General features: G+C 65.6%; 13 protein-coding genes. 8 read left to right on the top strand and 5 right to left on the bottom strand.

The genetic code is table 11. The annotated features are described in order from the left end of the window. Positions 1-53 precede the first annotated feature (53 nt). A complete protein-coding gene (locus J7E83_RS02900) occupies positions 54-2,822 on the bottom strand; it encodes a PEP/pyruvate-binding domain-containing protein (protein WP_214958931.1) in 2,769 nt (922 codons plus the stop codon). Between the two features lie 29 nt (positions 2,823-2,851). Continuing rightward, entirely contained in the window at positions 2,852-3,889 is a 1,038-nt protein-coding gene (locus J7E83_RS02895; RefSeq protein WP_214958930.1) for a universal stress protein, read from the bottom strand. A 396-nt stretch (positions 3,890-4,285) separates the two neighbouring features. Here J7E83_RS02895 and J7E83_RS02890 point away from each other — a divergent pair, with 396 nt between their 5' ends. Beyond that, positions 4,286-4,924 (top strand): NAD(P)-binding protein, encoded by a 639-nt coding sequence (locus tag J7E83_RS02890; protein ID WP_214959178.1) that lies wholly within the window; start codon positions 4,286-4,288, stop codon positions 4,922-4,924. A gap of 27 nt (positions 4,925-4,951) precedes the next feature. Here the strand turns inward: J7E83_RS02890 and J7E83_RS02885 are convergent, their stop codons facing one another. After that, complete coding sequence (locus J7E83_RS02885; RefSeq protein WP_214958929.1) at positions 4,952-5,581, bottom strand: copper resistance CopC family protein; 630 nt, start codon at positions 5,579-5,581, stop codon at positions 4,952-4,954. 110 nt (positions 5,582-5,691) lie between these two features. Here J7E83_RS02885 and J7E83_RS02880 point away from each other — a divergent pair, with 110 nt between their 5' ends. Then, complete coding sequence (locus J7E83_RS02880; RefSeq protein ID WP_214958928.1) at positions 5,692-7,137, top strand: NCS2 family permease; 1,446 nt, start codon at positions 5,692-5,694, stop codon at positions 7,135-7,137. A 107-nt stretch (positions 7,138-7,244) separates the two neighbouring features. Next, positions 7,245-8,231, top strand: a complete 987-nt coding sequence (hutG, locus tag J7E83_RS02875; protein ID WP_214958927.1) for a formimidoylglutamase — start codon at positions 7,245-7,247, stop codon at positions 8,229-8,231. Positions 8,232-8,257: 26 nt separating this feature from the next. Here the strand turns inward: hutG and J7E83_RS02870 are convergent, their stop codons facing one another. Together J7E83_RS02870 and J7E83_RS02865 are read right to left on the bottom strand one after the other, a co-directional pair. Beyond that, on the bottom strand, positions 8,258-8,926 hold the full coding sequence (locus J7E83_RS02870; RefSeq protein WP_214958926.1) for a response regulator: 669 nt from the start codon (positions 8,924-8,926) through the stop codon (positions 8,258-8,260). Beyond that, complete coding sequence (locus tag J7E83_RS02865) at positions 8,923-10,500, bottom strand: sensor histidine kinase (RefSeq protein ID WP_214959177.1); 1,578 nt, start codon at positions 10,498-10,500, stop codon at positions 8,923-8,925. The genes J7E83_RS02870 and J7E83_RS02865 overlap by 4 nt, the downstream gene beginning before the upstream one ends. Positions 10,501-10,779: 279 nt before the next feature. Between J7E83_RS02865 and J7E83_RS02860 the strand changes: the two genes are divergently transcribed. From J7E83_RS02860 to J7E83_RS02840, 5 genes are all read left to right on the top strand, one after another. After that, on the top strand, positions 10,780-11,787 hold the full coding sequence (locus J7E83_RS02860; RefSeq protein ID WP_214958925.1) for a tripartite tricarboxylate transporter substrate binding protein: 1,008 nt from the start codon (positions 10,780-10,782) through the stop codon (positions 11,785-11,787). Then, complete coding sequence (locus J7E83_RS02855) at positions 11,784-12,296, top strand: tripartite tricarboxylate transporter TctB family protein (RefSeq protein ID WP_214958924.1); 513 nt, start codon at positions 11,784-11,786, stop codon at positions 12,294-12,296. The genes J7E83_RS02860 and J7E83_RS02855 overlap by 4 nt, the downstream gene beginning before the upstream one ends. Then, the gene (locus J7E83_RS02850) at positions 12,296-13,927 is read left to right on the top strand and encodes a tripartite tricarboxylate transporter permease (protein WP_214958923.1); all 1,632 of its coding nucleotides are present in this window, start codon (positions 12,296-12,298) and stop codon (positions 13,925-13,927) included. Before J7E83_RS02855 ends, J7E83_RS02850 begins: the two co-directional genes overlap by 1 nt. A 109-nt stretch (positions 13,928-14,036) precedes the next feature. Next, the gene (locus J7E83_RS02845) at positions 14,037-14,438 is read left to right on the top strand and encodes a universal stress protein (protein ID WP_214958922.1); all 402 of its coding nucleotides are present in this window, start codon (positions 14,037-14,039) and stop codon (positions 14,436-14,438) included. Positions 14,439-14,827: 389 nt separating this feature from the next. Next, a complete protein-coding gene (locus tag J7E83_RS02840) occupies positions 14,828-16,165 on the top strand; it encodes an ABC transporter substrate-binding protein (protein ID WP_214958921.1) in 1,338 nt (445 codons plus the stop codon). The last annotated feature ends 36 nt before the right edge of the window (positions 16,166-16,201 follow it).

Below are 16,201 nucleotides of genomic sequence, written 5' to 3'. Positions count from 1 at the left end.
CAGGTTACGCCTGCCGGCCGCCGTCCACACCCCTCCCGGGACAGCCCCGGGACCTACGCCGGCACTATGGTTCCGGCGCCGCCGTCGACGGTGATCCTCTGGCCTGAGGAAAGCAGGAGCGTGGCGTCCGGGACACCTACCACCGCGGGAATGCCATACTCCCTCGCCACCACTGCGCCATGGGAATTGGGTCCGCCCATTTCCATGACCAGGCCGCCTGCCGTGAGGAACAAAGGCGTCCAGCCGGGGTCGGTTGAGGGCGCCACCAGGATCTCGCCGGGTTCCAGGTGGGCGCCCACCGGATCCAGGATGACGCGGGCGGACGCCGTCACGGTACCGGACGACGCCGGGCTCCCGGCGAGTGCGCCCGGTATAGCCGCTGGAGCCCCAACTGGCTGCACCGCTTCCGGTTCCGTGCCGTCGGACAGCAGCACGCGGGGCACATGACGCCGTTCGAGCTCCGTGGCATAGGCTTCCCGGCGCTGCGCCACGAGCGGGCATAGGTCCATTCCCTTCGCAAGCCCCCGGCGGGCTTCGACGATGTCCAGGAAAAAGACGTCGTCCGGATGTTCAATGCTGCCCGCGGCCGCCAGCGTCTCCCCCACGTGGAGCAACTGCTTCCGCACCTCGGCAAGCCCCACCACAAGCTGGTACTTGGGCAGCTCTCGCAACCCGGCGAAGAGCCGGGCCCGTCGCAACGCGGCCCGCACGACGGCGCCGCGGACGCGGCCTCGGCGTATCGCCTCCGCCACCACCCGCTCAACGTGGGCCTCCGACTCTTCAGCGGCCTTGTTGAACTGAACGTCGGGAGCCAGTGCAGGGTTCTCCAGCCGGAGGTAGTTGGCCAGGACACCAAGGATGTGGGTGGGATCATCGGACCAGCGCGGCATCCCCACATCGATCTCGGCCACCGCCCGGTGTCCATACCGTTGCATAAAGCGCTCCAGCCCCGCCTGAAGGACCCGGGGCAGCTGCTGCGCGTTGAACCGGGCCGCCAGCGCGGCGGTTTCCTGGCCGGTCACGGCGCTGAGGGACTCGCCATCGTCCTTGATCACGGTGGCGAGGTGCCACAGTTCAAGGTCCATCTCGGTGGTGACGTTGTTGGGCAGCCCCCGGAGCACCTGCTGGAGGTCGTCCCACCGGCTGCGGCCGGGGCCCAGCAGTTTCCCGGCCAGCGCCAGCATGCCGAATCCCAAGGCGGCGAGCGGGAGGGTGGCGGGCACAACGGCAAAGAGACGGGCGCCCAGGAGGTGCTCGGCATGGTCGAGGCGTGCGGCCGGGGTGGCATCCGCCGGCAGCTGCAGTGAGCTGCCGAATTCATTGGAAAACCGATTCAGCCGTCGCAGCGCTGCGTCCGGCCTGAACAGTGCACGGAGAAGCGTTTCGGGAACATGGGCCCGCGCTGCTGCGGGGACTACGTGCCGGAGCAGGCCCAGCGGGGTCCTACGCGTTACGGAGAACCTCGGATCGTCGAAGACCCGGCGCAACACCGTGGCGGACCGTGCCTCCATCACGTCAAACACCCGCGGGACAATCCGCCGCCCGGTGCTGCTGCGGACCACAGTGGTCAGGTCGATGTAGATGCGCTGGCCGGCTTCGGCATAAGGGGATGGCCCCTGGCGTGGCTCAGGGACGTTGAACCGCGCTGTCCGGGCCACGGACGAGCCAATGAGCCGGAGGGCGGCCAGGCCCATGGGTGTGATGGGCCTGGTCAGGCCCTGGGCAAGGCTGAAGCACAGGTAAACTCGGGGGCCATCCCCTGCGGAAGCCCGCTCCGGAACAGGATACAAAGTGGTGATGGGCCGTGACTGCGTCAGCCACAACCCGCCGTCACGGCTTACGGCCCATTCCGTGTCCTGCGGCGCCCCGAAAAGCTTCTCGGCCCGCAAGCCAAGGGCAGCCAGCTCAGCCACCTGGCCGTCAGTCAGGCAGGGGCTTGCGCCGGCGTCGGGGACTTCGACGGCCTCCGTTCCGCCGCCAGGCAGCGGCCGGACCATCATCCGCTTGTCTCCGAGACGCCGCTCAATAACCCGTCCCGTGACCGGGTCCGCCACAAAGTGGTCCGGGTTGACGGCTCCGGAGACCACTGCCTCGCCCAGCCCCGGACTGGCATCGATGACGGCCTCCTGCCGGCGACCGGTGATCGGGTTGGCGGTAAACATCACGCCGGCCGCCGCGGCGTCCACCATCCGTTGGACGACGACGGCGAGGGCCACGGCCGCGGGATCGATACCCCGGTTTGCCCGGTAACTGACGGCCCGGTCGGTCCAGAGGGACGCCCAGCAGTCCTTCACGGCCTCCAGGACGGCGTCGGCACCCACGACGTTGAGGTAAGTATCCTGCTGACCGGCGAAGCTGGCGAACGGAAGGTCCTCGGCCGTGGCTGAGGACCTCACGGCCACCGGAACGCCCTGCCCCAGCGCCGCATAAGCCTCCGTCACGGCAGCAGCGATCCCGGGCGGGATGTCACCGCCCTGGATGATGGCTCGTGCCCGGCCGGCCAGGGCGGACAGTTCCAACAATCGGTCGCCGGGCGTGGACGCCAGCGCACGGAGCACCTCGCCGAGGGGCCCGGCCAGGGGTAGGTTTTCGGAGGCGGTGGCCAGCCGGTAGGCGTCGGTAGTCAGGCAGAAGCCATCCGGCACAGGCAGCCCGCCGATCACCAGCTCGCCAAGGTTCGCAGCTTTACCGCCCGCAAGCAGCACCATCCCGGCGTGGATCTGGGCCAAAGGCAAGACGAGCTTCCGTTCCGGGGCCTCGACTCCCGGTGCTTCTCCCGTTTCCCGTGGGAAATTGTCAGGTGCTGCAGGGGACCCGGGCATCGCACGCCTCCTGTGGATGACGCGGACGGTTAAGCGGCGCCCAGGATGGGGCCGAAACTGGCTCTGTCCGCGAGCCGCGGGTCCTCGTGGTCCGGAACCACCAGGACCGGCCCCTTGGCATGGTGAAGCACGCCATCTGAAGTGGATCCGAGAAGCATGCCTGTGAATCCGCCACGGCCGCGGGTGCCCACCACCACCAGCTCCACGTGCCGGCTGGCCTCCACCAGCACTTCGACAGGGGAGCCGTCCTTCAACTCGGACTCCATGGGAAGGTTGGGATAGTGGCTCTTGAGCCAGGTCATACCGGCATCCAGCTGCATGCGGATATCGGCGAACAGTGCCTTCCGGTCCATGGGCGCGGGAACCCAGGCCAGCGAACCGCTGTACTGCGGGACGGCGCAGACCACGCGCAGGGTTGCACCCATCCGCTCCGCCTGCGATGCCGCCTCCAGGACAGCCACCCGCGCCTGCTCGGAACCGTCCACACCCACAACCACCACGTTCTCCACGCGCTGGCGCCCGAATTTTGCCTGCTCGGCCTTGATCCGCTTATCCTCGGTAGTTTCCCCCAGCCTGTCGGCGCAGATGAGCGGGACAGTCACGGTGGGACACTTTGCATGGGCAGGCAGTGCGCTGCTCACGGAGCCCAGCAGGCGTCCCACGAAGCCGCCCCGGCCGCGCGTGCCGAAGACCAGCAACTCCGCCGTTTCGGACATCTCCAGCAGCACCCCTGAGGCATCACCATTCTCAACGGAGGCATCGACGTCGATGCTGTAGCCGGATACCTTCTCCGAAGCTTGCCTGATGATCGCCTCAGCGCCTTCGCGGATCACGGAGTCATCCACGGTGGCGTAGCCGCCGTCCAGTCCTGACGCGGCAAAGATGGGCACCGAATATGCCGTCACAATATGCAACGGGCGGCGGCGGCGCTCGGCCTCACGGGCCGCCCAGACGAGGGCGCACTGGCCATGGTCCGAACCGTCCACGCCGACAACGATCCCCCGGGGGGCGGCAGAATTGCCGCTGCCGTCCCGTTCCGGGTCCCGATGCGTCTCCTGTGCGCCCATTGGGTCGCCTCCTCGCGATACTGCCTGATGTTGCGGCTATTCTGCCAGAAGCGGACCCGTTCCCCGTGCACCCGCCTCGCAGCACGTACCCGGTCAGGAAGGCCCGCCTCCACTTCTCACTATTCTCGGTCCGCAGGCAGTTAGCAAGAAGTTATCCACAGGCGCTCGCCGTCAAGGATGAGAGCGCGAACATTGCTTGGCAAGAATGTTTGGGTTTGGGGTATCCATGTCAGTAAATGTTCTGTAGTCTTCGAGGCATCGCTGGTCCGGGATGTTCAGGGTTAGGACATGCTCGGACCAGGTACTGCGGCCGCACTTTGGGGGTAACGGAACGTGTGCAGGGGGACGATGCCTGCTAGCCGACTGTTTCAAAGGAGGAAAACTGTGGTGTCAAGCATGCCCATGAACGGCGGAACCGAGCAGACCACCACTGTGGTCATTGGTACGGGCCTTTCCGGCCTGGCCGTCGCCGCAGAACTGCGCCGGCGCGGCGTGGACTCAATCGTGGTGGATGGACTCGACATCCTGGGAGCCGGGCAACCGGCCAACACAGCTTCACTCCAGCGCTGCGATGCAGCCGACTCCGACTCCCTCCGGGAGAGGAACGAAATCCTCCGCCACCTTCGCATCTACGCGGCCAGCCATGGCATGGATGTCCGCAACACCACCCGGGCGGTCCAGCTAACGATGGTGGGCGGGGCACCGGGCGAACATTCGGACGAGCCCCCAGCCTGCCAGTGGGAAGTGCACACTCCCACCGGCATCCTCCTGGCTGACCACATTGTGCTGACCCGGTGCGCGCACAGCCAGCTGCGGCGCATGCTCAACGACTTCGGTATCACGGTGGGCCGCAACCTGGCGGCCGCGATGCGGGCCATCGGCATTTACCTCGTGGGGGTAGGTGAGCTCATTACGCCCTCTCCCAAGGAAGTGCTTCGCCAGGCAAAAACAGTGGGCCAGGCGATCTCCGCGAAGGTCAATCCGGAGAACGAACCCAGCATCCTCACCGGAAGCTTCGCTGTCCTGCCCGCCTAATTCAGCGGGCCGGCTCAGCGGCCTGGTTCAGCCGACTTCTTCGTCTGTGTCTTCGTTGCCGGCCGTCAGCCGGCGCTTCGCCAGGATCCCGATGGCCACCAGCAAACCGATGGCCACGGCCGCAAACACCACCAGGCTCCAAGGGAACGGCTGCGACGCGTCCGCGACCGGGGCAGGGGTCTCGATGGTTCCCGGCTCGGCGGTGCCCATGCTCGGGACTACAGCGGGCGCCTTCGGACTGCCCGGAGGTGTTGCGCCAGATGTTCCCTCTGCCGCGGCGGTTGCCGTGAAGCTGAATGTCCCCTCAATGGGATGGGAATCCGAGCTGGCCACCCGCCACGTGACGTTGTACTTCCCGGCGGGCGCGCCGTCCTTGAGTTTCTGGGAGGCCATGTTGTCCACGATTTCGACGGGGCCGTCCGCCCATTCCGTGCCGGTGGCATCCTTGACAGAGAACTGCGCCCCGATGCCAAGCGGGTCGTTGCTGAAGGTGACAGACACCTTGTCCGGCGCGGTGGCCACCGTGGCACCCTGCGCGGGGCTGCTGGACTCGGCAGAGTCATGGGCGGAAGCCGGACCTGCCATACCCAGAATTGCGGCGGCGAAAACGGCTGTTCCGAGCACAACGCTCAGCAACTGGCGGCGGATGGAACGCATGCGTGGACTGCTCCTTGTGTTGACTTCCTTACAGAGTAGGCGAATTAGCCGAGTTGCTCCCGTGGCGCCCCATAGGATTCAGGTACCCCTAACGACTCCCCGGAGGATTCATGCTTAAGCAAGGCTCTGTGCTGGACCGGTACTTCAAGGTCACCGAACGGGGGTCCAACCTGTCCCGCGAGGTCCGCGGCGGGTTCGCCACCTTCTTTGCCATGAGCTACATCGTGGTGCTCAACCCGCTCATCCTCTCCGGCGCTGACTCCAACGGCACCACCCTTGGCTTCACCGCGGTGGCCGCCGTCACCGCGCTCGTGGCCGGCGTCCTCACTATCCTCATGGGCGCGTGGGGAAGGCACCCCTTCGCGCTGGCGACCGGGCTGGGCGTCAACGCTTTCGTGGCCGTAACGGTGGCAACCAACCCAGGACTGAGCTGGCCGGACATGATGGGCCTGGTGGTGATATCGGGCGTCACCATGCTGATCCTGGTCCTCACCGGGTTCCGGACCGCCGTCTTCAAGGCAGTCCCTGACGGGCTCAAGACCGCAATCGTGGTGGGGATAGGCCTGTTCATCGCCCTGATCGGTTTGGTGAACGCCGGCTTTGTCCGCCGCATCCCGGATGCTGCCGGCACCACAGTGCCGGTGGGCCTGGGCTTCGACGGCAAGCTCCTGGGCTGGCCCACCGCGGTGTTCGTGTTCGGCCTGGCGCTCACCATCGCCTTGGTGGTCCGTAAGGTCAAGGGTGCGATCCTGATCGGCATCATCACCTCCACCGTCATCGCCGTGATCCTGGAAATGACGCTGCACATCGGCCCCAGCGTCCAAAAGGATAAGCCTTTCAACCCCCAGGGCTGGTCGTTGGTGGCGCCGCAGTTCACTGACTGGGCCGCACCGGACCTGTCCCTGATCGGCAAGGCCAACCCCTTCGGAGCCTTCGGGCACCTGGGCTTCGTTGCTGCCACGCTGCTCGCTTTTGTGATCCTGCTGAGCATCTTCTTTGACGCGATGGGCACCATGGTCGGCCTTGCCAATGAGGCCGGAACGGTGGACAAGCACGGCAACATCCCGGACGTTGACCGCGTGCTTCAGGTGGACGCCCTGGGCGCCATCCTGGGTGGCGGGGCTTCGGTCTCCTCGAACCAGATCTACGTTGAGGCGGGTGCCGGAATCGGCGAGGGCGCCCGGACCGGCGTGGCGTCCATCGTCACCGGCCTGCTGTTCCTCGTGGCCATGTTCTTCACCCCGCTCATCAACCTCGTCCCGTTCGAAGCAGTGGCTCCCGCCCTGGTGGTGGTGGGCTTCATGATGGTGTCCCAGGTGGGAAGGATCGACTGGCAGGACTGGGGAATCGCCATCCCGGCGTTCCTGACCTTCACGTTGATGCCATTCACCTACTCCATCGCCAATGGCCTGGGTGCCGGTTTCATCGCCTACGTCCTGATCCGCACGGTCCAGGGCCGGGTCCGCGACATCCACCCGCTGATGTGGGCCGTGGCCGCCGCGTTCCTGCTGTTCTTCTCGGTGGGTACCATCGAGGCCGCGATGGGTATGCACTAAGCGCATCCGGGCATCCTTTTGCCGCTTAACGGCAGGTTTCCGGAATTCCAGACAGGACGACGGCGCCGCTGCTGGCATTCGCCGCAGCCATGCGGTGAGCTTGGAACATGGTTCTTCCCTTGCTCACCATTGATGTCCCGCCCCAGCCCTGGACGGGGAGGTTCGACGGCGACGGCCGCGAGCACCAGCGCTGGTGGCAGGCGGTGTCGCGCTACACACCGGGCACGTCCGGCGCCGGGTCCACTGCGCCGGCACGCTCCGCAACGCCCGGTTCATCGCGGCCGGCGGTGCTCCTGGGTTTCGCGAGCGACGAAGGGGTCCGCCGGAACAAGGGGCGGCCCGGCGCGGCCCTGGCGCCGGCGGCCCTCCGTGCGGCCTTAGGGCCGCTCGCGTTCCACCTTGACAGGACCGTGTCCGACGCCGGGGACGTCGTGGTGTCCGACGGGGCTTTGGAGGCAGGCCAGGCACGTGCGGGCCTCGCCATTGCCGCGATGCTCGACGCCGGCCGGCTCACCGTAGTGCTGGGCGGCGGGCACGAGACCGCGTTTGCCAGCTATCTGGGACTCGCCGGTTCCGAGGCGGTCCGTGGCGGGCACCGGCTGGGCGTCCTGAATCTGGACGCCCACTTTGACCTCCGTGAGGCACCAGTACCGAGTTCCGGCACGCCGTTCCTCCAGATGGCGGAAGCGGAAGCCGCCGCGGGGCGCGAATTCCGGTACGCCGTCGTCGGGATTTCCGAGCCGAACAACACCCGGGCTCTCTTCGGCACTGCGCGGCAGCTGGGCGTGAAATTCCTGCTGGATGAGGACTGCACGGCGGAGCGGGTGCGGACGTTTGTGGCGGAGTTCATCGACGGCGTGGACGTGCTGTACCTGACCATCGATCTCGACGTGCTGCCGGCCTCGGAGGCTCCCGGGGTGAGCGCGCCCGCTGCCTACGGCGTGCCGCTGCCGGTCATCAGTGCTGTCTGCCGGCAGGTTGCCGCGAGCGGGAAGCTGCTGCACGTGGATGTGGCTGAGTTGAACCCGGGCTTCGACATTGACGGCCGGACCGCCAAGGTCGCGGCGCGGCTGGTGAACACCCTGCTGCAGTAGGCTCCCGCCGCCCAAGCCGCACTTGCTCAGCCGCCCTTGAGGACATAGCGCCGCTCGGGCCGGCCCACGCCGTACTTGAGCCGGACCTCCAGCGCCCCCTCGTCGTGGAGATACTCGAGGTAGCGGCGCGCGCTCACCCGCGATGTGCCCAGCTGGACGGCCACTTCGGCAGCGGACAGGTCGCCGTCGGCCGCCTTCAGGGCTTCCTCCACCAGCTTCAGTGTTTCGATGCTGCAGCCCTTTGGCAGGGGCCGCTCGGTCCGGTCCAGGCCGAAGACCCGGTTGACGTCCGACTGCTCCGCCACGTCCTTGGACGAGTCCAGGCTCTGGTAGGTATTGCGGTAATGCTCCAGCCGTTCCTGGAGGTCCGTCTGTGAGAACGGCTTGATGAGGTAATGGACAATCCCGCCGCGGAGGGCCTTGCGGACCGTTTCCACCTCACGGGCGGCGCTGATCACCAGGACATCCAGCTCCGGGGCAACCTCGCGCAGTCTCTGCATCAGATCCAGGCCGTTGATGTCCGGCAGGTGGATGTCCAGCAGGACCAGGTCCGGCTGGAGACGCTCGGTCTCGGTCACGGCCTGTGCTCCCGTATGCGCCACTCCGACGACGGCGAATCCAGGAGTGCGCTGGATGAAGCCGGCGTGGACCTTGGCCACCATGAAGTCGTCGTCGACGATCAGGACCTTGATCATGGCTGTGGCCTTCCTCGTTTCAGCCGTGCGGTAAAGACCGCCCCGTTGTCATTAGCCACGGTAAGGTCACCCCCGTCTCGCCGGCAGACCACCCGGGAGAGCGCCAACCCGAAGCCGCGGCTGCCACCTGGTCCTGGTTCCTTGGTGGTGAAACCCTGCCGGAAGATCTCTTCGGCTTCACCCTGGACGATGCCCGATCCGGTATCCCTGACCGTGACAGTGACGCCGTGGTCCGCATCCTCCACCTGGACCCGGACGGCTGCCTCCGGAAGGCCGGCAACGGCGTCGAACGCGTTGTCCACCAGGTTTCCGACCACCGTGGTCAGGTCCCGGGAGAGCTCATCGTCAACGCGGCCCAGCGCGGACTCCGGATCAAGCTGCAGCGTGACCCCGCGCTCGGTGGCGAGGCTGGACTTGGCGATCAGGAGGGCGGCCAGTGCGGGGTCCTGGATGCGGCTGGTGACGTCGTCGTTGAGCCGCGTCCTGTCCAGGGTGGCGCCATTCACAAACTGGACCACGGAATCGTACTCCCCGATCTGGATCAGCCCCGAGATCACGTGCAGCTGGTTGGCGAACTCATGGGCCTGGGCGCGCAGGGTGTCTGTCGCGGTCCGGGTGGTGCCCAGTTCGCGCTCAAGGGACGACAGTTCCGTGCGGTCGCGCAGGGTGGTCACGGAACCGATGTCCCGGCCGCGGGAACGGATGGGAACCCTGTTCAGCACCACCATCCGGTCCCCGACCAGCGCCAGTTGGTCCGGACCGGGCTGCTCGCGGGTGAGGACGTCCTTCAGGGCCGGCTCCACGGCCAGGCTGGCAAGATTCTTGCCCACACAGTCCGCGGGCAGCCCCAGTAATTCCCGGGCGCTGTCATTGGCCACTGTGATGCGTTCGTGCGGATCGAGTGCCACCACGCCTTCCTTCAGTCCGTGCAGCATGGCCTCGCGGTTCTCCACCAGCCCGGTGATTTCGCTGGGTTCCATACCCAGTGTCTGCCGCTTGACCCGGCGGGCCAGCAGCAAGGAACCTGCCACGCCCAGCACGCTGGCCACCCCCACGTACGTGAGGAGATTCGGTACAGCGTCCCCCAGGCGTTCCAGCGTGGACGGGTAGCTCCGGCTGATGGCCGCAATGCCGATCATTTTGCCCTCGTCGTCCAGGACTGGAACGTGGGCGGACAGGGCTGCCTCGCCGGATCCGCCCACAACGCCCGTCCAGGCCCGGCCCTCCAACACCCGGCTCGGCCCAAGTTCCATGGGGCGGCCCAGCATGCTCGGATCGGAGGACGCCACTACCGTCCGATCAAGCTTCGCGATCGCCACGTTGGACGATCCGGAAACTATCCGTACCGACTCCGCCACGGCGGGAAGGGCGGAGCCGCCCCGTGGTTCGGCGGTCGGCAGGAGTGCGCGCACTGTGGGGTTGGCTCCCAGTGCCTCGGCGGCGGACAGCGCACGGCGGCCCTCGATCCTTTCAAAGGCCGCGGCCGACTGCGCCAGCGAAATGGCCACTACGGCAACCAGCACCGCCAGGACAATGAGCAACTGCAGAACAAGGTACTGCCCTGCGAGGGACATTCCTCTTCGTCGAGTCACTGTGGTTCTTTCTATGGTGTGGTCCATGCCCCCGCAGGGTATCGGAACTATACCCCACTCCGCCCGTGCCATCTTGCCCTCACTGCCTTGGATCCGGACGCATGCTATCCCCAGGGTGGGGCGCCGGAAACGTGAACGCAATGAACTTAACTTTCTCTGCGTACACAAGAGTGATGTCCGTCACTGTGGCGCCTAGCATCAGATCACCAGTCAGTTTTGCTGACTAGCTTTATCGCTGACTTTACTGAGAAGAGGAACACCATGCGCCAGATCCGCGCATTGCGAATCGCCGCCGTCGCCGCCGGCATCGCCCTGATGGCCACCGGCTGCGGTGCCACCGGCAAGAACTCCACCCCATCCAGCTCCGGCGCCGCCGCCGGCCCGCTGACCGGGCTCCAGATCCTGGTCCCCAACACCGCGGGTGGAGGATACGACACCACCGCCCGTGTCGCCGCGAAGGTTCTCGAAGACGAGAAGATCGCCACCAACACCGAAGTCTTTAACCTCGCCGGCGCAGGCGGAACCGTGGGCCTGGCCCGCGTCGTCAACGAAAAGGGCAACGGCGACCTCGCCATGCTGATGGGCCTTGGCGTGGTGGGCGCAAGCTACACCAACAAGTCCCAGTCCAAACTGACGGACACCACCCCGCTGGCCAAGCTCATCGAAGAGCCAGGCGCCATCATGGTCAGCAAGGATTCGCCCTATAAGACCATCGGTGACCTGGTCAAGGCCTGGAAGGCCGATCCCGGGTCCATCGCCGTGGGCGGCGGATCATCTCCCGGCGGTCCTGACCACCTGCTGCCCATGCAGCTTGCCGGAGCCGTCGGCATCGACGCCACCAAGGTCAACTACGTTGCCTACGACGGCGGCGGTGACCTCCTCCCGGCCATCCTGGGAAACAAGCTGGGCTTCGCGGCCTCCGGTGCCGGTGAGTACTTGAAGCAGATCGAATCAGGCGCGGTGCGTGTCCTGGCCACCAGTGGTGAAAAGCGCCTGGACGGAGTGGATGCACCGACGCTGAAGGAATCCGGCATCGACCTGGTGTTCAGCAACTGGCGCGGCATGGTAGCTCCTCCGGGAATCAGCGACGGAGACAAGGCCTCCCTGATTGCAGCCATCGAAAAGATGCACGGCACTGCAGCGTGGAAGGAAGCCCTGAAGACCCACAGCTGGACCGACGCGTTTGTCACGGGTGACGACTTCAAGACCTTCCTTACCGAGCAGGACAAGCGGGTGGCGGACGTCCTCACGAAGCTTGGCCTGGCGTGAGCTCCTCAACCTCTTTGACCTCACGGCTCAAAGGCCGCTCCGAGCTGGGGGTTGCCCTCCTGCTCGGGGCGGCCGGGGCCCTGGTCCTCTGGGACGCACTTGGCCTGGCTACCCCGTACTCCAACTCGGATCCAGTGGGCCCGAAGACCCTCCCCTATATCGTGGCCGGACTGCTCATTGTCTGCGCTGTCCTGCTGGCCGTGAACGTACTCCGCGGCGGTAAAGGCGAGGCGGAGGAGGGTGAGGACGTGGATCTCACCCACCCCGCCGACTGGAGGACCGTCCTGCCCCTGGCTGGCGCCTTCATCGCCAACATCCTCCTGATCGACTGGGCCGGATGGGTGATCTCGGGAACCATCCTGTTCTGGGGCAGCGTGTGGGCCCTGGGAAGCCGGCACTACGTCCGTGACGGGCTCGTTTCCCTGGCCATGTCGCTGCTCACCTTTTACGGCTTCTACCTTGGCCTCGGCATCGCGCTGCCCGCCGGGCTCCTGGAAGGGATTCTCTGATGGATGTCTTTTCCTCCCTTATGGACGGCTTTGCCACGGCCCTGACCCCCATGAATTTCCTCTATGCCGTGATCGGCGTGGTCCTGGGTACCGCCGTCGGCGTGCTCCCGGGAATCGGGCCGGCCATGTCTATTGCCTTGCTGCTCCCGGTCACCTACGCCCTCGAGCCCACCAGCGCTTTCATTATGTTCGCCGGCATTTATTACGGCGGCATGTACGGCGGTTCCACGACGTCCATCCTGCTTAACACTCCGGGGGAATCGTCGTCGGTGGTTACGGCCATCGAAGGCAACAAGATGGCGAAAGCCGGCAGAGCTGCCCAAGCACTGGCGACGGCGGCCATCGGCTCGTTCGTTGCCGGCACCATCGGCACCGCGCTGCTGGCCGTCTGCGCACCAATTGTGGTGACGTTCGCCGTCAGCCTTGGTTCGCCCAGCTACTTCGCCATCATGGTGCTTGCGCTCCTGGCGGTCACGGCCGTCCTGGGATCGTCCCGCCTCCGCGGCTTCGCCTCGCTGGGGCTCGGACTCGCAATCGGCCTGGTGGGCCTGGACTCCGTCACCGGGCAGGCACGCCTCACGTTCGGCCAGCCCCTGCTGGCTGACGGACTCGATATTGTCGTGGTGGCCGTGGCCATCTTCGCCGTCGGTGAGGCGCTCTGGGTGGCCGCTCACCTGCGCCGCACGCCGTTGAACATCATCCCCGTAGGCCAGCCGTGGATGGGCAAACAGGACTGGAAGCGGTCCTGGAAGCCCTGGCTGCGCGGAACCGCGTTCGGCTTTCCGTTCGGAGCTCTTCCGGCCGGCGGTGCCGAGATCCCCACGTTCCTCTCCTACGTCACGGAGAAGCGGCTCAGCAAGCACCCTGAAGAGTTCGGCAAGGGCGCAATCGAGGGCGTGGCCGGGCCGGAAGCCGCCAACAATGCGGCGGCCGCAGGCACACTGACCCCCATGCTGGCCCTGGGCCTGCCCACCAACGCCACGGCAGCCGTGATGCTGGCGGCCTTCACCTCGTACGGCATCCAGCCTGGCCCGCAACTGTTCGAGAGCCAGGGACCCCTGGTCTGGGCCCTGATTGCTAGCCTCTTCATCGGCAATTTCCTGCTCCTGGTCATCAACCTGCCCCTGGCGCCGCTGTGGGCCAGGCTCCTGCAGCTCCCTCGTCCTTACCTGTATGCGGGAATCCTGTTCTTCGCCACGCTGGGCGCCTATTCGGTGAATCTGCAGGCCTTCGACCTGGTAATCCTGCTGGTGCTGGGTGCGCTCGGGTTCATGATGCGGCGCTTCGGACTCCCCGTGCTGCCACTCATCCTCGGCGTGATCCTGGGCCCACGCATTGAAGGCCAGCTCCGCAAGACCTTGAAGCTGAGCGCCGGTGACCCCTCCGGGCTCTTCAGCGAACCGATCGCCGTCGTTATTTACATCATTGTGGCGATCATCCTCGTCTGGCCGCTGCTGCTGAAGCTGTGGCGGCGAAACCGTCCGGTCACCAGCTTCCTGCCTGCAAACGCCAGCCGCGGATCCGAACCGACAGATGTGACGCGCGGCTCCGTCAGCCATGGGAGCCACCGCGCCGACGGACCGGCCGACGGAGACGTCGGCCGCGACGGCGACGGCGACGGCGACGGCTAGGACCACGGCGACGGCTAGGACCACGGCGACGGCTAGTACGTCCACGCCGTCACTTCGCAGGCAGCGGTAGAACACCACACATACAGGCAACGGACCACAAGGAGCAACCATGACGATCGTGGTGGGATACGTCCCCACACCAGAGGGCGAAGCGGCGCTCACCCGGGCCATCTCGGAGGCCCGCAAGAGCAACAACACCTTGCTGGTCATCAACTCGTCCAAGGGTGATGCCCTGGTGGACAACAGATATGCCCAGGAGCCGGAGATCCAGAGTATCGAGGTTCGGCTGGCAACCCAGGGAATTGACCACGTGATCAAGCAGCCGGTCCGTGGGCATGACGCGGCAGCGGAGGTCCTCGATGCCGCAGAGGAGCACGATGCCGAGCTGATTGTGATCGGGCTGCGCCGCAGGACGCCGGTGGGCAAGCTGATCATGGGCAGCACCGCCCAGCGCATTCTGCTCGAAGCGTCCTGCCCGGTATTGGCGGTTAAGGCTGGCATGGCTGGCTGAGCTCCGCCTTAACAAACGAATCCGAGGTTTGTCCGCGGTTCCCGCCCTTCACGGCGCGGTTCCGCGGACAAGCCTCGGATTTTCGCGTGTGGGCTGCGGGATGCCGCCGGATACCGGTGTCATTCGGTCAGGTAGGATAACGTTTTCCTACTCGAATGGCGAGTTCCCGCCCCAGGGAAAAGAAATGCGCCCCCGGGGGCTTGAATGTGGGGCCCCTCACATGGCATCATCAAAACCGGGGATAACGTTTTCCTCATCGATGCCAGGATGCTTCGAATGGTCCACGGTATCCCACAGACAGTTACCTGTCCTGCAGCGCCCCGGCTGCAGGACAACGACATCCCCGACAAAGTCTCCCGACGCATGAACCACCACAAGGAAGTGAACAGATGAGCACGAAAATCATCAAGAGGAAAGCGCTGTCTATATCCGCCGCGGTCGCAGCACTCGGTCTCTTGGCTGGCTGCGGAAGCGCCACGGCGCCCGCCCCGGCAGCAGACGCGGGTCCCGTCACGATCGATGTCTGGGGCTGGGATGCCGAGTCAACACAGCACGTTGTTGACGCCTTCAATGCGAGCCACGACAAGATCAAGGTCAACTACGTCCTGCAGGCAAGCAACACAGCCACCCAGACAAACTTCAGAAATGTCATGGAATCGAAGAAGGACATTCCCTGCTTCATGCCCGGGATCGCCCCGATCACCACGACACTCGTCAACGGCTGGGCCCAGGACATCACCCAATACGTGGAGCCGATCAAGGACGCCTACAGCACAGGCGCCCAGGCCGCTGCACAGGTTGACGGTAAGTTCTTCGGCTTCCCGGCGGGACCCTCGGCAACCTTCATGATGGCCAACAAAGCCGTCTACGACAAGTTCGGACTGGCTGTTCCAAAGACCTGGGAGGACTTCGTCACCGTCGGCAAGGAACTCAAGACCCATGGCGTTACCGTCATCAACCTGGCCGGAGAAGACCCGTCAACCCTCCTGCAGATGTCCCAGCAGGCCGGTGCCAGCTGGTTCGCGATCGACGGCGACAAGTGGAAGGTTAATCTGCAGGACGACGCGACCATGAAGGCCGTCGACATCATCCAGCAGCTGGTGGACAACGACCTGGTGGCCCACCAGACCTACAAGGACAGGCCCGCCTTGTACTCCTACTTTGACAGCGGCCAGCTCGCCACCGTGCCGTTGGCCTGGTGGTCCATGACCGGTTACCAGACCAACTTCAAGGCGTCCCTGGGACAGTGGCAGGCAGTGGACGTCCCGCAGTTCAAGGACGCAAAGCAGTTTGTGAGCTCCGGCGTGGCCGATCCCGGCTTCGTCCCCGTCGGCTGTGAACATCCCGCCGCCGCCGTTGAATACGTGAACTGGGCCTCCACCTCGAAGGACGCCATAGAAGCCGGCAAGAACCAGAAGACTGGCTCCGTGGGCGTTCCCACCAATCTTGCCGATGTGTCCGCCTACACGGCGAACGTCGTCCCGGACAAGATTTTCGGATCCCAGCCGGCCGCTGAAGTTGGCGCCGTGATTGCGAAAGCCCAGAATGCCGCCGTCGGCAAGTTCGAGCGCGGGCCGGACTACGACGCCTGGTTCCCGGAGATGCAGGACCAGTGGGGCAAGGCCATGGCCAAGCAGATCACCCTGAAGCAAGCGATGACCAACGTCCAGGCCTTCATCGCGAAGGATCTTGACTCCAAGGGCATCAAATACGAGGTCAGCAAGTAACCATCCGGTTCTCTTCGGAGATCCGTAACAGAGAGG

It is taken from the genome of Arthrobacter sp. ISL-48, assembly GCF_018613805.1.
Taxonomy (GTDB): Bacteria; Actinomycetota; Actinomycetes; order Actinomycetales; family Micrococcaceae; genus Arthrobacter.
Note: the sequence above shows the minus strand (reverse complement) of the source record. Positions and strands in the feature narration are given on the sequence as shown.

What these genes read in the sequence shown, in the direction of transcription:
- J7E83_RS02900 (WP_214958931.1), bottom strand. Translation starts at nt 2,822, where the DNA reads ATGCCCGGGTCCCCTGCAGCACCTGACAATTTCCCACGGGAAACGGGA.
- J7E83_RS02895 (WP_214958930.1), bottom strand. Translation starts at nt 3,889, where the DNA reads ATGGGCGCACAGGAGACGCATCGGGACCCGGAACGGGACGGCAGCGGC.
- J7E83_RS02890 (WP_214959178.1), top strand. Translation starts at nt 4,286, where the DNA reads ATGCCCATGAACGGCGGAACCGAGCAGACCACCACTGTGGTCATTGGT.
- J7E83_RS02885 (WP_214958929.1), bottom strand. Translation starts at nt 5,581, where the DNA reads ATGCGTTCCATCCGCCGCCAGTTGCTGAGCGTTGTGCTCGGAACAGCC.
- J7E83_RS02880 (WP_214958928.1), top strand. Translation starts at nt 5,692, where the DNA reads ATGCTTAAGCAAGGCTCTGTGCTGGACCGGTACTTCAAGGTCACCGAA.
- hutG (WP_214958927.1), top strand. Translation starts at nt 7,245, where the DNA reads ATGGTTCTTCCCTTGCTCACCATTGATGTCCCGCCCCAGCCCTGGACG.
- J7E83_RS02870 (WP_214958926.1), bottom strand. Translation starts at nt 8,926, where the DNA reads ATGATCAAGGTCCTGATCGTCGACGACGACTTCATGGTGGCCAAGGTC.
- J7E83_RS02865 (WP_214959177.1), bottom strand. Translation starts at nt 10,500, where the DNA reads ATGTCCCTCGCAGGGCAGTACCTTGTTCTGCAGTTGCTCATTGTCCTG.
- J7E83_RS02860 (WP_214958925.1), top strand. Translation starts at nt 10,780, where the DNA reads ATGCGCCAGATCCGCGCATTGCGAATCGCCGCCGTCGCCGCCGGCATC.
- J7E83_RS02850 (WP_214958923.1), top strand. Translation starts at nt 12,296, where the DNA reads ATGGATGTCTTTTCCTCCCTTATGGACGGCTTTGCCACGGCCCTGACC.
- J7E83_RS02845 (WP_214958922.1), top strand. Translation starts at nt 14,037, where the DNA reads ATGACGATCGTGGTGGGATACGTCCCCACACCAGAGGGCGAAGCGGCG.
- J7E83_RS02840 (WP_214958921.1), top strand. Translation starts at nt 14,828, where the DNA reads ATGAGCACGAAAATCATCAAGAGGAAAGCGCTGTCTATATCCGCCGCG.